Genomic DNA, 15,003 nt, shown 5'->3' on the forward strand with positions numbered 1-15,003 from the left:
CCGTTACCACGTTCGGTGATCGCGCCCTCTCACACCAGAGGCTCCTTCCCGCCTGTGGACAACCCCGGATCCGGCGGGGTCGTCGGATCCGGGGCGGTGGGACGTCGACGGCGGTCGGTTCGGGGTCGGGACCGGATTACACGGAGCTCGCCGCGCAGAGGCCGTCGAGCCGATCGGCCTCGATCAGCAGGAGTCGGCCGTCGCCCCGCAGGATCGCCTCGTGGAGTCGTTGCAGCAGCCTGGTGGGTTCCACGCCCAGTTCCTGGGAGAGCCGGAGCCGGGTTCTTCGGAAGACCTCCAGCGCGTCGGCCTGGCGACCGGAACGGTAGAGGGCGAGCATGAGCAGGGCGAGCAGTCGTTCCCTGTAAGGGTGGCCGTCGGCGAGGTCGGTGAGTTCCGGCACCACTTGGGCGTGGCGGCCGCGATCCAGGGCGATCTCGAGTCGTTCCTGATCGGCCAGCAGCCTCAGCTCCTCCAGTCTTCGGATCTCTCCGGCGATGATGCCGGTGCCCGCGATGTCCGCGTAGGGGCGCCCCCGCCACAGGGCCGTGGCCTCGCCGAGCAGTCCACCGGCCTGCTCCAGTTCACCTCGGCCGCGGGCCGACCGGGCCCGGGCGATGGCGGCCTCGAAGCGCATCGCGTCGACGTCGGCCGCCTCCACGACGATCCGGTAGCCCGCCCCGTTGTGCACCACGCGACCGCTGTCGCCCAGCACCTTTCGGAGCCGGTGGACGTAGACCTGGAGGGTGCTGCGCGCCCCGTCCGGTGGGGAGTCCTCCCACAGCGCCTCGGCCAACTCGTCCAAGGAGAGCGGTCGTCCGCTTCGGCACAACAGGACGGCGAGCAGACGGCGAAGCATGGGGGCGCGAAGTGTGACCGGAACTCCGTCCCGATTTATCGTGAGCGGGCCCAGAGTCCCGAACTCGATAACGTCGCCTCCTGTCGGAAAAGGCCTCATGCGTCTCCATCCTTTTCGGAACGGGATCATCTTGTCACTAATAACCGTCTTATGACCAGATATCGCAGTCGGAGACGTTCAAGGTTCATCCGAAGGTGGATCCATCGAAAGATCTCGCGCAACCGAGAAGTAATCAGGATGTAAGTGGCACCCATCATGATCGGACGAGCGCCGGCACGCAGTGATGGGGAAGAGGGCGAGATGAACGCTACCGACCGGCCCACCGTTTCCACGGGGTCGGCGCCATCGCCGTTGTGGCTGCCGATGACCTCGATGGGCATGTTCGAACGGGGCGGGACCACCTTCGTCTCCGGTGACGGGGTCCGGGTGAGCGACTCGGAGGGGCGGAGCTATCTGTCCGCGACCGCCGGCCTGTGGAACGTCATCTGCGGCTGGAACCACCCGGTGATCATCGACGCCATCACCGACCAGTTGCGACGCCTGTCCTACGGGACCCTTTTCCGATTCGACCACGATGTCGCGCGCGAGCTCGCCGGACGGCTGCTGACGATCGCCCCCGGTCACTTCGAACGGGTGTACTTCTCCACCTCGGGGTCGGCCGCCAACGAGGCCGCGGTCAAAATCCTGCGCCGCTATCGGAGCATCATCGGAGAAACCGAACGGCGTTTGGTCGTGTCCTTCGACACCCATTCCTGGCATGGCACCGGAATCGGTTCCATGGCTCTCACCGGTGAGGACGTCGACCAAGAGGCCTACGGGGTCGATCGGCGGTGGCATCGGAAGCTGCCGTTCCCCGAGACCTTCGCCGCCGAACGGGGGCTGGGCCCCGACGAACGGACCTGTCGCGAGGCCCTCGCCGAGCTGGAACGTACCGAGGGCGACCGGGTCGCCGCGGTCATCGTCGAACCGATCCTCTGCTCCGGCGGGGTTCTCATGCCTCCGGAGGGGTTCCTGAAGGAGGTGGCCGAGGCCACCGCCCGCATGGGGGCCCATCTGATCGTCGACGAGGTCGCGACCGGCTTCGGGCGGACCGGTTCGATGTTCGCGATCGAACGCACCGGGATCCGTCCCGACGTGGTCACCATGTCGAAGGGGATCACCGGCGGCTACCTCCCGCTCGCCGCCACCCTCTTCCCGTCGGAGGTCTATCGGGCCTACGAGGAGGCGGGCGCCTACCTGTCGCACGGGGAGACCCAGTCCGGCAACCCGGCCGCCTGCGCCGCCGCCCTGGCCACGTTGGAGGTCATGGAACGGGAGAGGCTGGTGGAGCGGTCCGCCGAGGCCGGGGCCCGCTTGCGACGACACCTCGACTCCCTGCTCGACCTGGAGATCGTCGGGGAGGTCCGCGGCGAGGGTCTGGCGCTGGCCGTGGAGCTGGTGCGGGACTCGGAGAGCCGGGCGCCGCTCTCACCGATGGACGTCGGCATGATCGCCCACCTGTGTCAGCGGAACGGCCTCCTGGTGCATCCGAGCCGGCGTTCCCTTCTGTTGTTCCCACCTCTGACCGTCACCGACGACGAGGTGGACGAGATCGCGACCCGATTGGGCCAGGCGTTGAGGGCGGTGCGGACACGATGACCACGACCGACGGCGGAGCCGACCCCAACCCCCACTGGTGGGTCCCCACCCGTGTCGTCTTCGGCGCGGGCCGGGTGAACGACGTGCCCTTGGAGATCGAACGGATCGGCCGCCCCTTGGCGGTCGTCGTGGACGAGCACGCGCTGGAGGCCGTGCCCGCGCTCGCGGCACTGGTGGAGCGTCTCTCCCCCGAGGTGCTCGTCCGTCGCGCCGCCACCACACCGACCCGCGGGGAGGCCGAACTCCTCTCGGGCCGCCTGCGCGAGGCCGGCGTCCGCGCGGTCTGCGCCATCGGCGGCGGAACCGTGCTGGACCTGGCCAAGGCGGCGGCCGCGGCCGTCATGCTGCCGAGGCTGCTCACCGGTTGGGAGCCCGGCGGCGGGTTCGTCCTCCCCGAACCCGCGCCCCGCCCCGGTCTGCCGGTGGTGGCGGTGCCGACCACCGCGGCGACCGGCAGCGAGGTCAACGCCAAGGCCAGTCTGGCCGACGGCCCCGATCGCCGGTTCCTGGTCCACTGGTCGCTCTTCCCCCGGGTGGCGGTGGTCGACCCGACGCTGCACACCTCTCTGCCGCCCGCGTTGACCGCCGAAGGGGCGGTCGAGACCCTCGCTCGGCTCCTGGTGCCGATGGTCTCGGACCCGCCCGTCTCGCCCCTGACGGACGAGGTGGCGATCGGCCAGATCAGGGCCGTGCTCCCCGCGGCGGAGCGGGCCGTCGCGGACGGCGACGATCTGGAGGCGCGCGGAACGATCGCGTTGGCCGCCTCCGTCAGCACCTTCACGGTGCACCAGATCGGACGCCACATGCACTCGTTCTGGGTCTGGTATCCGATCAACACCCTGACGGCGCTGGGTCTGCGCAAGGGTCCGGCCCTGGGGGTCCTGTTGACCCGTTGGGCGCGACTGGTCGTGGACGGCGACAAGCTCGCCGGGGACGCGGGGAGGCTGGCCGACCTGGGCGGTCGTGCGCTGGGCCTCGTGGGGTCGCCGACCCCGACCGAGGTCGCCGACGCCCTGGTGGAACTGTTGCGCGGTTGGGGCTTCCCGACCGACATCGAGGAGCTCGACCTGGACCTCGACGCCGACGAACTGACCGAACGGACGTGGCGGGCCTGGTCGGAGCCGCTGCGGCCGCGCACCCGGGCACAGGTCGCCGCCCTCTTCCGGGGAGCCTGATACGACGAACGTCGAAGGCCCGGCCGGACCTCTCGTCCGGCCGGGCCTTCGCGATTCCTACAGCGGCACCTCCAGGCCCGCGCCGACGTGGGCGGCCACCCCGATCGGGGCCACGCACATCGTCGAGGAGGCCGGCAGGTCCAACGCCTCCTCTATACCCGGACCGTCGTAGGCGCAGAGCGGGAAGGTGCCCAGGCCCCGGTCGGCCGCGACCAGGGCGCCCGCCTGCAACGACGCGCCGATGGCGACCGCGCCGACCCGGAAGGCCGCGGCCCCGTGTTCCCGTACCAGCGCGGGCAGGTCCAGGACCGGCACCACCACCCCGGCCAACGACAGGTTGAGCCGGTGTCCGGGAGCCCCCACCCGGGTGGCCACCCTCGGATCCTTGGGCGGGGCCAACAGGCAGCGTCCTCCCAACGGCGCCAGCACCGCGTCGACCGCCTCGGCCACCGGTTCCAGCGTCTCCGGGGACGGGGCCGGGGCCACGAACCCGCCGACCGGGCTACGGCGGCGCAGCATCGCCCGCGCGGGGTCGCCGGGCATGGTGATCTCGCCGAAGGCCAGTTCCTCGCCCGGCTCGGTCCGTCGGACCGCGCACAGGACGTCCTGCGGGTAGCGGTCGGGGACCGTCGGCACCCGAACCGGGGCGGGTTCGCTCGCCGGCGCCACCTCCTGAGAGGGGCCGACGGTGACGACGGCGAAGGCGGTCTCGGTCTCCTCCCCCAGCTCCAGGAGGTGCTCGATCTCGTCGTCGACGAACGCCAGACGCGGGGAGCACTCCCATCCGAGGGTCCGACCGGCGACCAGGAGCTGGGCCAGGGTGTGGCCGGTGTCGAGCAGGTGGAGCCGATGAGCGAACCTGCCGTAGCGTCCGGTGGTGCGTTCCAGGCGGGTCGTCAGCACGATCGTCAGGTCGGTGACCGGGCCGCCCAGGGCGCGGGCCAGACGCGGTCTCGGGTCCTCGGAGGTGACCTGGGTGAGGGCGTGGTGGACGGGGTTGTAGCGATGGGCCCCGGTCGGCAGCCCCGACCCTCCTCCCGAGAGCAGCCACAGGTCGACCGGGTAGGCCGCTCCCCCGCTGGCGACCAGCCGGAGCAGGGTGGTCATCACGTGCTGCTCGTCGAACCCCCATCCGGGCGCCCCGGTGGGAAGGAACGCCCGGGCCCCCGAGACGGTCAGGAAACGGTGTCGGGCCAGACCGTTGCCGGTGGCGAGCATGCGGGAGATCCGGTCGACCGGACCTTCGGGGTCCCGGACGGGCCGGGGCAGCGGATGTTCGGCGATCCCTGGACGGCCCGCCCGCGTCGGGTAGAGCTGGTAGGCCCCCGACACCTTCGGCAGTTCCCGGTCGGCCAGGTAGGCCGCCACGATCTCCCGATTCGTGTCGGTCGCGATCATGTCCTCGGCCGTGCTCATGACTGCCCTCCCACTAGATCCGTCGCGCCGGCGGCCACCATCGCCACGGCGTCGACCCCTCGGGCCTGTTCCACCGCGTCGGCGACCACGTGGCAGTACAGGAATCGGTCCACCGGGCGGACGCCGATCCGCGCCAGGTGCAGGTACAACAGGTTCAGCGCCACCCGATAGCGGAGGAACCACGAAGCCTCGCGAAGCGTGCGCTCGAAGTCTCCGGAGTCGCGCAGAGTCCGGTGGAAGGCGCTGTGCCGGGTCTGTTCCCCGGTGACGCCCTCGCCCGGACCGGCCGGGACGTCGAGGTCCAGACGGCCGTCGGCGAGCAGGGGGCCGGCCTCCTCGGCGGAGCGCACCAGTTCGCGACCGACGAGCTCGGTCACCTCGTCCAGCCGCGGCGGCGAGGTCTCGTCCGCGTGCGCCTCCACCCGACGCACCAGCGGCGCACGCAGACGCTCGGAGCGTTCGTCGAACAGGGCGCGGACCGCGGCCGGGTCCGGAGCGCCCATGATGTGGGCCTCGGCGTGCGAGCGGTAGGAGACGAAACCGCGCTCGATGTAGCCCCCCACCCGTCCGGCGATCACCAGCATCAGGTCCACGACGTGGGAGCTGAGCGCGGGCCCCTCTCCGACGGAGACGGTCAGCGCCGCCTCCGCGGTCCTCTGGGAGAACCCCTCGAACAGGGCCACCGCGTCGGGGGTGCCGAGGACGTGCAGTCGGGGGTCGTGCGCCTCCTCCTCGACGGTGTTGTCCGGCTGGAGCGGCTCCAAGGGTCCGTGCTCCCGCTCTCGGGCGGCCAGGAGGCGGTGGGGTTCGCGCAGCGCGTCGGGGTCAAGGATCGTGGTCGACGGGTGGGCCGCCAGGGCCGGCCTCAGATGACGGTCGGCGGCCGGTCGCACGATCCGTTCCCAGGTGGGTTCGTCGGCCTCCACCACGATCCGCAGGTGCGGTCCTCGTCGCCAGTGGCGTGCCCAGAACGCGGGCAGACCGGCCTCGGCGAGCTCGGCCAGCAGTGGCCGGACCCCGGCCCGCAGCAGGGGGGCGGGGTCCGGATCGTGATAGGCGACCCGGAGTCGTCGGGCGGCCGTCATGGCGACACCGATACGGGGTCGGCCAGGGCCAGCCTGAGGAGTTCCATCAAGAGTGCCTCTCGTTCCATGTGGACGCCGAGTCGGTTGTTGTGCATGTGCAACGCGGAGAGCGTCACCATCCCCCGATCGAGCCGTTCGATGTCGTAGGGCACGATGTCCTCGGGCGGGTGGAGCCCTCCCCGTTCCTCGAGGTCGGCGAGCCGCTCTTGGAGGTGTCGGCAGGCGGTCGACCACCGATCCTCTCCACCGGTCTCCGACGTGGCCATCGCGTGGTGGACGAGCCGTCGGACCTGGTCGCCCGACCGCTGCCAGGCCTGCTCGACGAGGGCCTGCCAATGGGGTCCGATCCGCTCCCCCATCCACCGACGGACCATGTGATCGACGAACCGTCCCGCCCACTCGGCGTCGCCGAGCGTGGCCAGCCCCCGCGCCATGCACCACACCGCGCGGGCGGTGGGGTCGGTCGGGGTCCCCACGTAGTCCAGGGCGTCCAGGCTCGACGCGGTGAAGAAGTCCTCCACATGCTCCATCGCCTCGGGACCGCCGTACATGCCGGTCTCCGGACGGTACGTCTCCCAGGTCAGGGTGTTGTCCGGGAGCAGTTCACCACCGCCCTCGTCCCCCGAGGTGCCGATCAGTTCGGCCAGCCTGGCGTAGTCGGCCGGGTCCGCGGCCACCTGTGAGGGGTTCCGTTCGACCAGCGTCGCGAAGCGGTTCCGGACCTCCTCGCGGGCCCGGGCGTGGTCGTCGGGGTCGGGCAGCCACAGACGGAGACGGACGTGCGGCCCACCGGTCCAGTAGCGGAGGAAGAACCAGCGCGGCGACCGATCCCCCAACGCCTCCACGGTGGGGGCGACCACCTCGGTGACCACCACGGACGGGTCCCGGTGGTAGTAGCAGTACGCGGTCAGCCAGCTCATGGGCGGTCCCCCGGCAGCTCGACGGCGTACTCCGCCACCCGGTCGGGACCGAACACGGCGGGCGCCGCCTCTTGGAACACCAACGTCTCCCGCCCCTTGGACATCCGTGACAGCTCCTCCACGCCCCACCACGAGCACAGGTCCAACGGGCGCGGCTTACGGTCCTTGGCCTTGGCCATGACCTGCTCCTCCGCCGACCCGCCCGGGTCGGCGGCCCGGGCGAAGACCACCTCCGGCAGTCCGAGTTCCTCGGCCCGTTCCCGTACCTCGAAGAACCGGTCGAAATCGTCGCCTCCGGCTCCGTCGAACTCCCGACACGGCACGATCCAGGTCCGACGCTCCAAGAGGACCCGACCCACCCGCAGTCGAGGCAGGATCGAGATCTCGGAGGGCTTCGGGTCCACGTACAGCTCCCTGGACCGTCCGACCAGGGCCCAGGCCTCCGACAGCGGCGTCGTCAGGTCCAACAGGAACCGCAGCGCCGGCGGAAGCCAGCAGCGGGCCATGGTGCCCCGGTGGATCAGCCGTACCGGCCGGTCCTCGACCCGCCACCACAGTGTCGGGAGCCCGCTGTCCGGGTTCACGCGGATCTCGAGGTCGGCGGGGCGCACCCGCCGTTCCGGAGGCAGTGTGGGGACGCAGCCCGGCCACTCCAGCTCGTGTGAGGCCAAGGGGGCCACCCGGTTGAGGGAGGAGCGGAACAGCCCCATCACCTCGACCCGCAGCGGACCCTCCCACGTCTCCTCCCGCGCCGGACGACCCACCCTGCGGCTCACCCGGGCCGCCGAGGCCCCGTGCCCCGGGGCGGCCGCGTTGAAGACCACGGTGCCGTCGGGCAGGGGTTGGAGGAAGAGCGTGGTGGGGTGGTCGTGGGGCAGCCACGGGGGCAGGTCGGAGAGCGACCGGTCGAGGGCCTCGGTGTCGGCGTGGACGGTGTCGCCGTCGTGGTCCTCGGGGAAGAGCACGTCGAGCAGGCCGGCCTGGATTCGACGCAGTTCCTCCACGCGAGGCAGCCCGGTCTCCCCCAGGTGGAAGGGGTTCTCACGCAACTCTCGAAGCTCTCCGCCGCCCCCGCCCGCGGCCATGGTGCCGCCCGGGGAGGCGACCGCCTCGCCCCAGGCCATCCAGGCCTCCACCGGTCCGACCGGGGTGCCCGCGCCGAACCGGCGTTCGATCAGGTCGGCCATGGCCAGCCGGCCCGGAAGGGCGCCGTCGAACACCGCCACCAACCGGCGGACGCGGTGCAGGTCCTCCTCCATCCCCTTCAGGTCCGGCGCCCGGGGCGGGGTGTTCCAGTCCGGAACGGCGTCCTCGTAGCAGAGGTACTTGCCGGGGATCAGTGTCGCGTCCCCGCCCGCCGCCGACAGAGCCCGTTCCGTGGCCGAACGCAGGAGCCCCAGGGACATCCACCGGCCCGTGGGTTCGTCGGCCTTCTCGACGTCGCGCACCGCCTCGGCGAGTCTCCGAACCGGGTCTCCGGCGGGCGACTCCAACCGGTCGGCGATGGCGGACGGACGATCCGAGATCTGGTCGGGCACGTCGAGGTCGGCTTGGAGCACACCGGCCGTGACCAACCGGTCCAGAGACGTCGAGGCCTCCTCCTCGCCCGCTCCGAACTCCCCGGTGAGCAGCTCGACGAGTTCGGTCGGTGCGGCGCCTCGGCCCGCCCTCTCGACGAGACGGAGCACCCAGGGCAGGGCGGGGACCCCGAGGAAGCGACCGTCCGGGTGCACGACGAGGAGCCGTTCTCCGGAGACGGTCAGCGTCGGGTTGGCGCGCAGGATCCTCGGCCCGTGCGCGGCCACCAGCAGACGTTCCAGCCGGGACTCGATCTCGGCGTTGAGTTCCAGATGCCGTGACAACCGGTCCGGCGCGGGGAGCCCGGATCCGAGGGACGACACCTCCGCGCTTTCTCCATCGACGGTCCCGCCGATGAGGCCCGCCGTGGTCAGGGTGGAGAAGGGGCTGGTCTTCAGCGCGGTGCGCAGGACGTACGAGAGGACCCGCCGCCGGGTATTGAGGTGCTCGGCGGCGTCCGGAGGTCCGGCGAGCCACGCCTCCACGTCCGGGAACAGCGCGTCGCTGGCCATCGCCAGGGCTCGTAGGAAGTCCTCGTCCCGCACCAGCGCGGCGAGACGGTGCGAGGCCTCCGTCCTCTCGGTCCGGAACGCCTCCTTCGCCCGCGTCAGGTCGCGTTCCCACCTCTCGTGGTCGGAGCGCAGCCGATCGAGGAGCTCTCGCCCCTCCTCCGTCAGTCGGGCGAGCGCGCCCTCCGACAACGGCAGGGGCGCCCGACCGTTGTGCACCGCCCGACGGCAGGCCAGGAGAGCCCGTCGGACATCACGGTCCTCACAGCCGCCGATCGCCGGATAGAGCAGGTCCGCCGCCCGATCGCCGCGGTCGCGCATCCCGCGCCGCAGCTCCCGAAGGTCGCGGAGGCGGCGCACGGTCTCGGGCAGCCGCCCGACCCGGGCGCTCTCACCGGGCAGCCCCGCGACACGTACCACCGTCATGGTCTCAACCTCGTCGCCAGATGCCAGGGCGCGTTGGGGCGCCCCAGCACCAGTAGGAACACCGGGATCTCCCGTTCACCGTCGAGCCCCAACAAGGAGGCGAACTCCTCGGCGTCGTAGCTGTTGGTGACACGGGCGGACAGTCCATGGGCCGCCGCGGCCAACGAGATCCGCTGCGTGACCACACCGGTCGACAACTGCGTGGCGCGGAACGCTCGTCCGGGGTGGTGCTCCAGCAGCCCTTCCGTGTACGCGGTGACCGCGACCAGCAACGGGGAGGTACGCGCGTTGATCTCCGTCCGCCAGACGTTCATCGCCTGTAGACGGGACCGCAGGTCATCCCTCCCCACCGGCCGCAGCGCCCCGTCCACGAGCCGGTAGTGCCCCCGCGGCAGATCGTCCACGGCGCCGACGAGGGCGTGGACCCCGACCTCGGGCGGCGCGGTCTCGTGCCACAGGTCGTCTCCGAGCGGCCGGACCGCGTCGAGCAGGAGGTCGGAGACGGTCCCCAACGGCAGCGGCTCCGCCGTCGGAAGGAAGACGTCGGGCCCGGAGTCACGACGGACCACGGCCGTGGCCGTGTCCATGGCGCTCTCACCGCGTACGGGCGCCAACGGCACGTCGAACGCGGTCGCCTCCGCGGGCTCCGGCTTCCCCGGCCGGACGCGCGCGTCCGGCCGGACCGGGGCCAGCTCCTCCGGGTCCCGCAGCCACGAGGCGCGTTCGACCGCCAGCATCCGCGCGCTCAGCACCGGGTCGATCCCGGAACCGCCCGCGACCGGGACCACGATCCGCTCCGGCGGCGGTGACGGGACCGGAGCCGGACGGTACCCGGGCTCCTTCGGGGCCTCGAAGGCGTCCCACAGCGGAAGTACCGCCAGGACCGACTCGGAGTCGTCGTCGGGAAGGGCCAGCAGTCGGGCGACCTCCTCGTCGAGGAAACGCGTCCGCATCTGACCGCGCATTCCCAGGGCCGAGGCGACGACCAGCAGGTTGCCGGCGACCAGACCGGCCTCCTGGGCCGCCAGACGGTAGGAGTAGTTCCGGTAGCGAAAGGCCGTCTTCCCGAGTCGCGCGGTGACGACGAGGACGTTCCTCGCGCCGTCGAAGTCCGCGGCGGCGGCCGCCGCCAACTCCTTCGCCCCGACGTCGTCGCGCAGTTCGGAGAGCTCGTGATGGGCCGGATCGTAACGGTGGACCCCCTCGGGGGCGTCCGCCGACCACAAGGCGAGTTCGACCGGGTAGAAGCAGCGCGCGGAGGCCACCGTCCGGTGCCACGGCCACTCCACCTGAGGTCCGGCGTCCATGCGGGAGAAGCCGTACCCGTAGAACAGCAGGGCGCTCAGCCGTTCCGGGTCCGGCCCGCCCGGGGCGCCCGACGCGGGTCGGGTCGCCCCGGAGGGCTCGTATTCGTCGCGCAGCGCGGCCCCGAGCGGCCCCAGTCGGTGACGCGGCCTGGCGGGAAGCGCGTACCTGCGTCGCGGCACGGCCGGGCGGGTGAACAGCGGGGGGCGGTCCGGATCGTCGAGCCCGCCCTGCCCCTCCGCGTGGATCTCCTGCCATCGGTAGTGCACGTCGTACAGGTACTTCCGCACCAGAGCCGCGTCCTCGGCCGCCGACCCGGGTGTCGCCGTGTTCGGGTCGGTATCGGTCATGGGAACGGGTGCGGGTCGGGGTTGACGTCGTCGTAGCCGGCCGCGGCCGCCGCCTTGTAGGCGCGGTCGAGCCCGCGGACCCGCCGGAACCTGTGCCCGAAGGTCATCGGCAGCATCCCCGGCACGATCACCTTCACGCAGGACAGTCCGCCCGCCCTGTGCTCGGGCGTCGTCTGGTCGACGACGATCACTTCGAGCCCGTGCTCCGCCAACAGGTCGACCGTGCTCTGGAGGAGCGCCCTCAGGTCGGTCGGTTCACCCGTGGTCAGCGCCGGGTGCGGTTCGGACAGTCCCCGCTCGGAGCCCTCATAGAGGAAGGCGAGCCGGTCCTGCGCCTCCGGGCGGCCGTACAGCTGGCTGTGGTGCAGCATCGACGTGCACAGCTCGCTGTCCTCGACCATCCGTCGGGCGTACTCCTGTGTCTCCTCGTCCTCGTCCTCGTGCTGGGCGATGATCGGGGCGAGTTCGAGCAGACCCGCGCTCACGGCCGACTCCATGTCGAAGTGGGAGGCGGAGGCGCACAGGAACCGGGCCCGCCCCTCGCGCTCGCCCTCGTCGACGACACCGATCCAGACGCTGGGGATGCCGTGTTCGGTGGTGGTGTCCCAGGCGTGCACGGTGTAGCCGGTCTGCCTCTCGATCCGCTCCAGCAGGAGCGGCATCGTGGAGGTCTTCGCGGTGCTCAGGTCGAGTTTGGCCGGGGATCTGCGCGAGTACCAGGTCATCAGGAACGCGTCCCGTTCGATGACCTCCATCAGCCCGTGCAGGATCGCCTCCGGCATCGAGCCGCCGACCGCGCAGCCGTTCGACACCTCATAGAGGTAGCGGGGCAGGTTCGGGCGCACCAGCCTGGTGCGGTAGTAGGCGTAGGTCTCCGGGACCAGGACCGGGGCGTCCTTGGTGAGGGACCTCGCCCACACCCAGTCGACCTCGGACTCCTCGGTCCACCTCCGGCACGGGAAGCCGGGCTCGTCGTAACGGTGCTCGTCGTGGAGCCCCAGACGCCGCAGGTCGATCGCCTCGGGAAGGTCCGCGAAGGTCCCCTTCACCACGCTGCGGTGCCCGGAGGCGCTCATCCCGCCCCAGCGTTCGACCGCCTCGGCGACCGCGGCGGTCCCCGACTCCCGGTAGGACGGGGTGCGTCCGATGCCCTGTTCGACGTCGGTCGAGTTGCGCAGGCCGAGCGGGGCGGACATGTTCGGGAACACCCCGCGCCCGTACTTGAACAGGGTGCGTACCAGACCCATGTCGCGGTCGACGTAGGTGGGCAGGAACGAGTCGTCGTCGACCAGGGACCTGGTCCGCAGCGAGCCCGGAGAGTGCGCCACGGACTCGGTCGGCCGCAGTGTCTCGGTGTCCTCGGGGTTGTCGTCGGTGAGGGAACCGCACGTCGCGCACATCGGGTCCGGGAGGAGCCGGGCCCGGCGGGCCCCGATACCGATCAGCCGCACCACCATCACCGGCAGCACGTCCTCGGCCGACCGGTCCAGTTCGACCAACTTGACGGCGAGGTCGGCGGCGACGCCGGCGTGCGCGGAGGTCAGCGCCGGCGGCCGCCAGGTCCGGAGAAGATCCGGGTACCGTTCGTCGATCTCCGCCATGGGCTCGGGGAACTCCCGGGCCAGGACCAGCCGCGACTCGAGGCAGTCCGGGCAGCCCGGACGTCCCGGACGGATCACCGGGCCGATGAACAGTCGGTCGCGGCGTGCGAGCACCGGCAGTACCGGCCCGTCGGTCTCGGGGATCTCCGGCAGTTCGCCGGCCTCCCCGACCACCACGGTGTACTCCGGCGGCACGGTCGCGCGCATCGCCTCGGCCAGGATTCCGGCGCCGATCACGGTCGGCCCTTCGAGCTGTGTTCCGGTCACAGTTCCACCACCCTGATCAGGTACGGCGTGGCCGTGCGCAGGATCGGCTCGCCGTCGAGCTCGACGACCCCGAGTCGCGTTCCTCGGGAGGCCAGCAGCTTCACCGCGTCCTCGGTCGTGAGCACGGGTCCGGTCGACGTGTCCGTCGAGCCCTCCGGTTCGGGGACGGTCTCCGGCATCGGGGGCATCGTGATCGGGTCATGGCCGCACTGCGCGACGAGGGTGGCCCGTTCCAGGGCCGTGGCCAGCGCACCCGCCGTGTCGAGGCCGCAGGCACGGGCCAGCGGTTCCTCTCCGGCGACGACCAGCACCGTGGGAAGTTCGGCGTCGAGCCGGAACGCCCGCACCGTCTCCCGCGTGAGCGATTCCAGTCGACGCACCTGCTCGCCGAGCGCCTCGGGGACGCCCTCCAGGTCGATCGTCGGCGCGCTCGACGGCTCGGGGACCGCCCGCTCCGCGGCGAGGTCCAGTACCGCGGCGGTCAGAGCGCTCTCCCGGTCCAGGGCGGCCCCGATCCCGGGGACGCGAGGGGCTTTGATCCCCACCGGTTCGACGTTCGATCCCGTCTCACCGCCGAGGATGTCCAGGGCCGGTCCCCGGGAGGGGTGGGAGGCGGCCAGGCGGCCGAGGGCGGCCAACGTGGCGTCGTGCCGCGCGTCGATGAGGGAGTCGGCGACACCGAGCGCCTGGGAGACCTCACCGTCCCGCGCCAGGCTCGCGACCGCCACGCGCAACGGAAGCTGGGTATGGTGCTCCTCGATCTCCAACAGCGGGCCGGTGAACCGGTCGAACAGGGGGGCCGCGGCCAGGGAGAAGGCCTCGCTCTCGATCGAGGCGGGCCACTCCATCGGATCCGTCTTCGCGACGCGGCCGACCGGCAGCACACGCGAGGTCTCCGACTCCAGGGTCTCCAGGTCGATGCGTTCGAGCTCGTCGGCCACGGGCTCCGGGTAGGCCCCGGTCACCAGGCGGAACGCCGCGAAAAGGGCCGTGTTGGCGGGGACACCCGTGGCGGGGCCGATCATCCAGGCCGAGGGGCCGACCGGCAGGACACCGGTGTCGGTCCAGCGGGCCTTCGCGTCGGCCCAGGTCGACGAACCGCCCGGGTTCGGACCCACCCACGCCACGTCCTCGGAGACGAGGACGGGGAGCAGAGGCGCCGTGCAGGCCTCGGCCACCGTGTCGATCAGCTCCGGATCCTCGGTCAACGCGACCACGAAGTCGGCGGCGGCGACGGCGGAGGAGAGTTCGGAGGCGGGGGTCTCCACCAGTTCTCGCTCGGAGTCCTCCTCACGCAACGCCCGCACGTCGTCGGCCCGGCCGGAGCGGGCCTCGGCGTCGTCGGACGGGTCGACGACCTCGACCCGGCGGCAGCCCAGCTCCCAGGCGGCGCGCGCGGCGGCGTCGGCGAGCGGCGCGCTTCCGACGATCACCAGGCGGGTACCGCGCCAGCGTTCGAAGCGGGCCGGCCCCGAGTCGCAACGGAAGTCGACATAGGCGATCTCCGCCTGGTAGCGCTCCAGCTCCTCGTCGGTCAGACCGTGCGGCCGGTCGTCACCGACGTCGCGCACGAAACCGTTGCTCTCCAGCAACGAGACCAGGTCCCCGACCATCTTCCGGTGGGCCGGCCGCAACCCCGAGGTCAGTTCGTCGAGCGTCGCGGTCCCGTCCAGGCTCGGAGCGAGCCGTTCCACCCAGTCGTAGATCGACCCTCCGCGCAGCGTCACCGACCGCGCGCTGTCGATGATGAAGGCCCCGTCTCGCGTTGGTACGTAGTAGACATCCGGCCGAAGCTTCGGTCGCATCCGAGCCCTCTCCCTCACTCTTGTCAGATGGGCTCCGGAACGTGTCCGCCGCTCCGGAGCCCTCACGCC

At 71.7% G+C, this 15,003-nt stretch carries 10 protein-coding genes; 2 read left to right on the top strand and 8 right to left on the bottom strand.

All coding sequences use genetic code 11. From position 1 onward, the window contains the following. Window positions 1-136 precede the first annotated feature (136 nt). Window positions 137-859 (bottom strand): AfsR/SARP family transcriptional regulator, encoded by a 723-nt coding sequence (locus TR33_RS09530; RefSeq protein ID WP_017535517.1) that lies wholly within the window; start codon window positions 857-859, stop codon window positions 137-139. 300 nt (window positions 860-1,159) lie between these two features. On the opposite strand from TR33_RS09530, the gene TR33_RS09535 reads away from it, so the two are divergent. Both TR33_RS09535 and TR33_RS09540 read left to right on the top strand, forming a co-directional pair. Then, complete coding sequence (locus tag TR33_RS09535) at window positions 1,160-2,497, top strand: aminotransferase family protein (RefSeq protein ID WP_234305806.1); 1,338 nt, start codon at window positions 1,160-1,162, stop codon at window positions 2,495-2,497. After that, complete coding sequence (locus tag TR33_RS09540; protein WP_017535515.1) at window positions 2,494-3,672, top strand: iron-containing alcohol dehydrogenase; 1,179 nt, start codon at window positions 2,494-2,496, stop codon at window positions 3,670-3,672. Before TR33_RS09535 ends, TR33_RS09540 begins: the two co-directional genes overlap by 4 nt. A gap of 57 nt (window positions 3,673-3,729) precedes the next feature. Here TR33_RS09540 and TR33_RS09545 read toward each other — a convergent pair whose 3' ends face one another. Genes TR33_RS09545 through TR33_RS09575 form a run of 7 tightly spaced genes read right to left on the bottom strand, consistent with a single transcriptional unit; the run spans window position 3,730 to window position 14,934 of the window. Beyond that, the gene (locus TR33_RS09545; RefSeq protein ID WP_014913393.1) at window positions 3,730-5,088 is read right to left on the bottom strand and encodes a SagB/ThcOx family dehydrogenase; all 1,359 of its coding nucleotides are present in this window, start codon (window positions 5,086-5,088) and stop codon (window positions 3,730-3,732) included. Beyond that, a complete protein-coding gene (locus TR33_RS09550) occupies window positions 5,085-6,173 on the bottom strand; it encodes a thiopeptide maturation pyridine synthase (protein WP_017535514.1) in 1,089 nt (362 codons plus the stop codon). Before TR33_RS09550 ends, TR33_RS09545 begins: the two co-directional genes overlap by 4 nt. Continuing rightward, the gene (locus TR33_RS09555) at window positions 6,170-7,093 is read right to left on the bottom strand and encodes a thiopeptide-type bacteriocin biosynthesis protein (protein WP_017535513.1); all 924 of its coding nucleotides are present in this window, start codon (window positions 7,091-7,093) and stop codon (window positions 6,170-6,172) included. Before TR33_RS09555 ends, TR33_RS09550 begins: the two co-directional genes overlap by 4 nt. After that, a complete protein-coding gene (locus TR33_RS09560) occupies window positions 7,090-9,606 on the bottom strand; it encodes a lantibiotic dehydratase (RefSeq protein WP_017535512.1) in 2,517 nt (838 codons plus the stop codon). Before TR33_RS09560 ends, TR33_RS09555 begins: the two co-directional genes overlap by 4 nt. Further along, window positions 9,603-11,261 carry a nitroreductase family protein gene (locus TR33_RS09565; protein ID WP_017535511.1) on the bottom strand — a complete coding sequence of 553 codons (1,659 nt, stop codon included), beginning with the start codon at window positions 11,259-11,261 and terminating at the stop codon, window positions 9,603-9,605. Before TR33_RS09565 ends, TR33_RS09560 begins: the two co-directional genes overlap by 4 nt. After that, complete coding sequence (locus tag TR33_RS09570; protein ID WP_017535510.1) at window positions 11,258-13,129, bottom strand: TOMM precursor leader peptide-binding protein; 1,872 nt, start codon at window positions 13,127-13,129, stop codon at window positions 11,258-11,260. The genes TR33_RS09565 and TR33_RS09570 overlap by 4 nt, the downstream gene beginning before the upstream one ends. Further along, window positions 13,126-14,934, bottom strand: coding sequence for an NAD(P)-dependent oxidoreductase (locus TR33_RS09575; RefSeq protein ID WP_017535509.1), 1,809 nt, complete (start codon window positions 14,932-14,934; stop codon window positions 13,126-13,128). Before TR33_RS09575 ends, TR33_RS09570 begins: the two co-directional genes overlap by 4 nt. Between the last annotated feature and the right edge of the window lie 69 nt (window positions 14,935-15,003).

It is taken from the genome of Nocardiopsis alba, from assembly GCF_000710955.1.
Lineage (GTDB): Bacteria > Actinomycetota > Actinomycetes > Streptosporangiales > Streptosporangiaceae > Nocardiopsis > Nocardiopsis alba.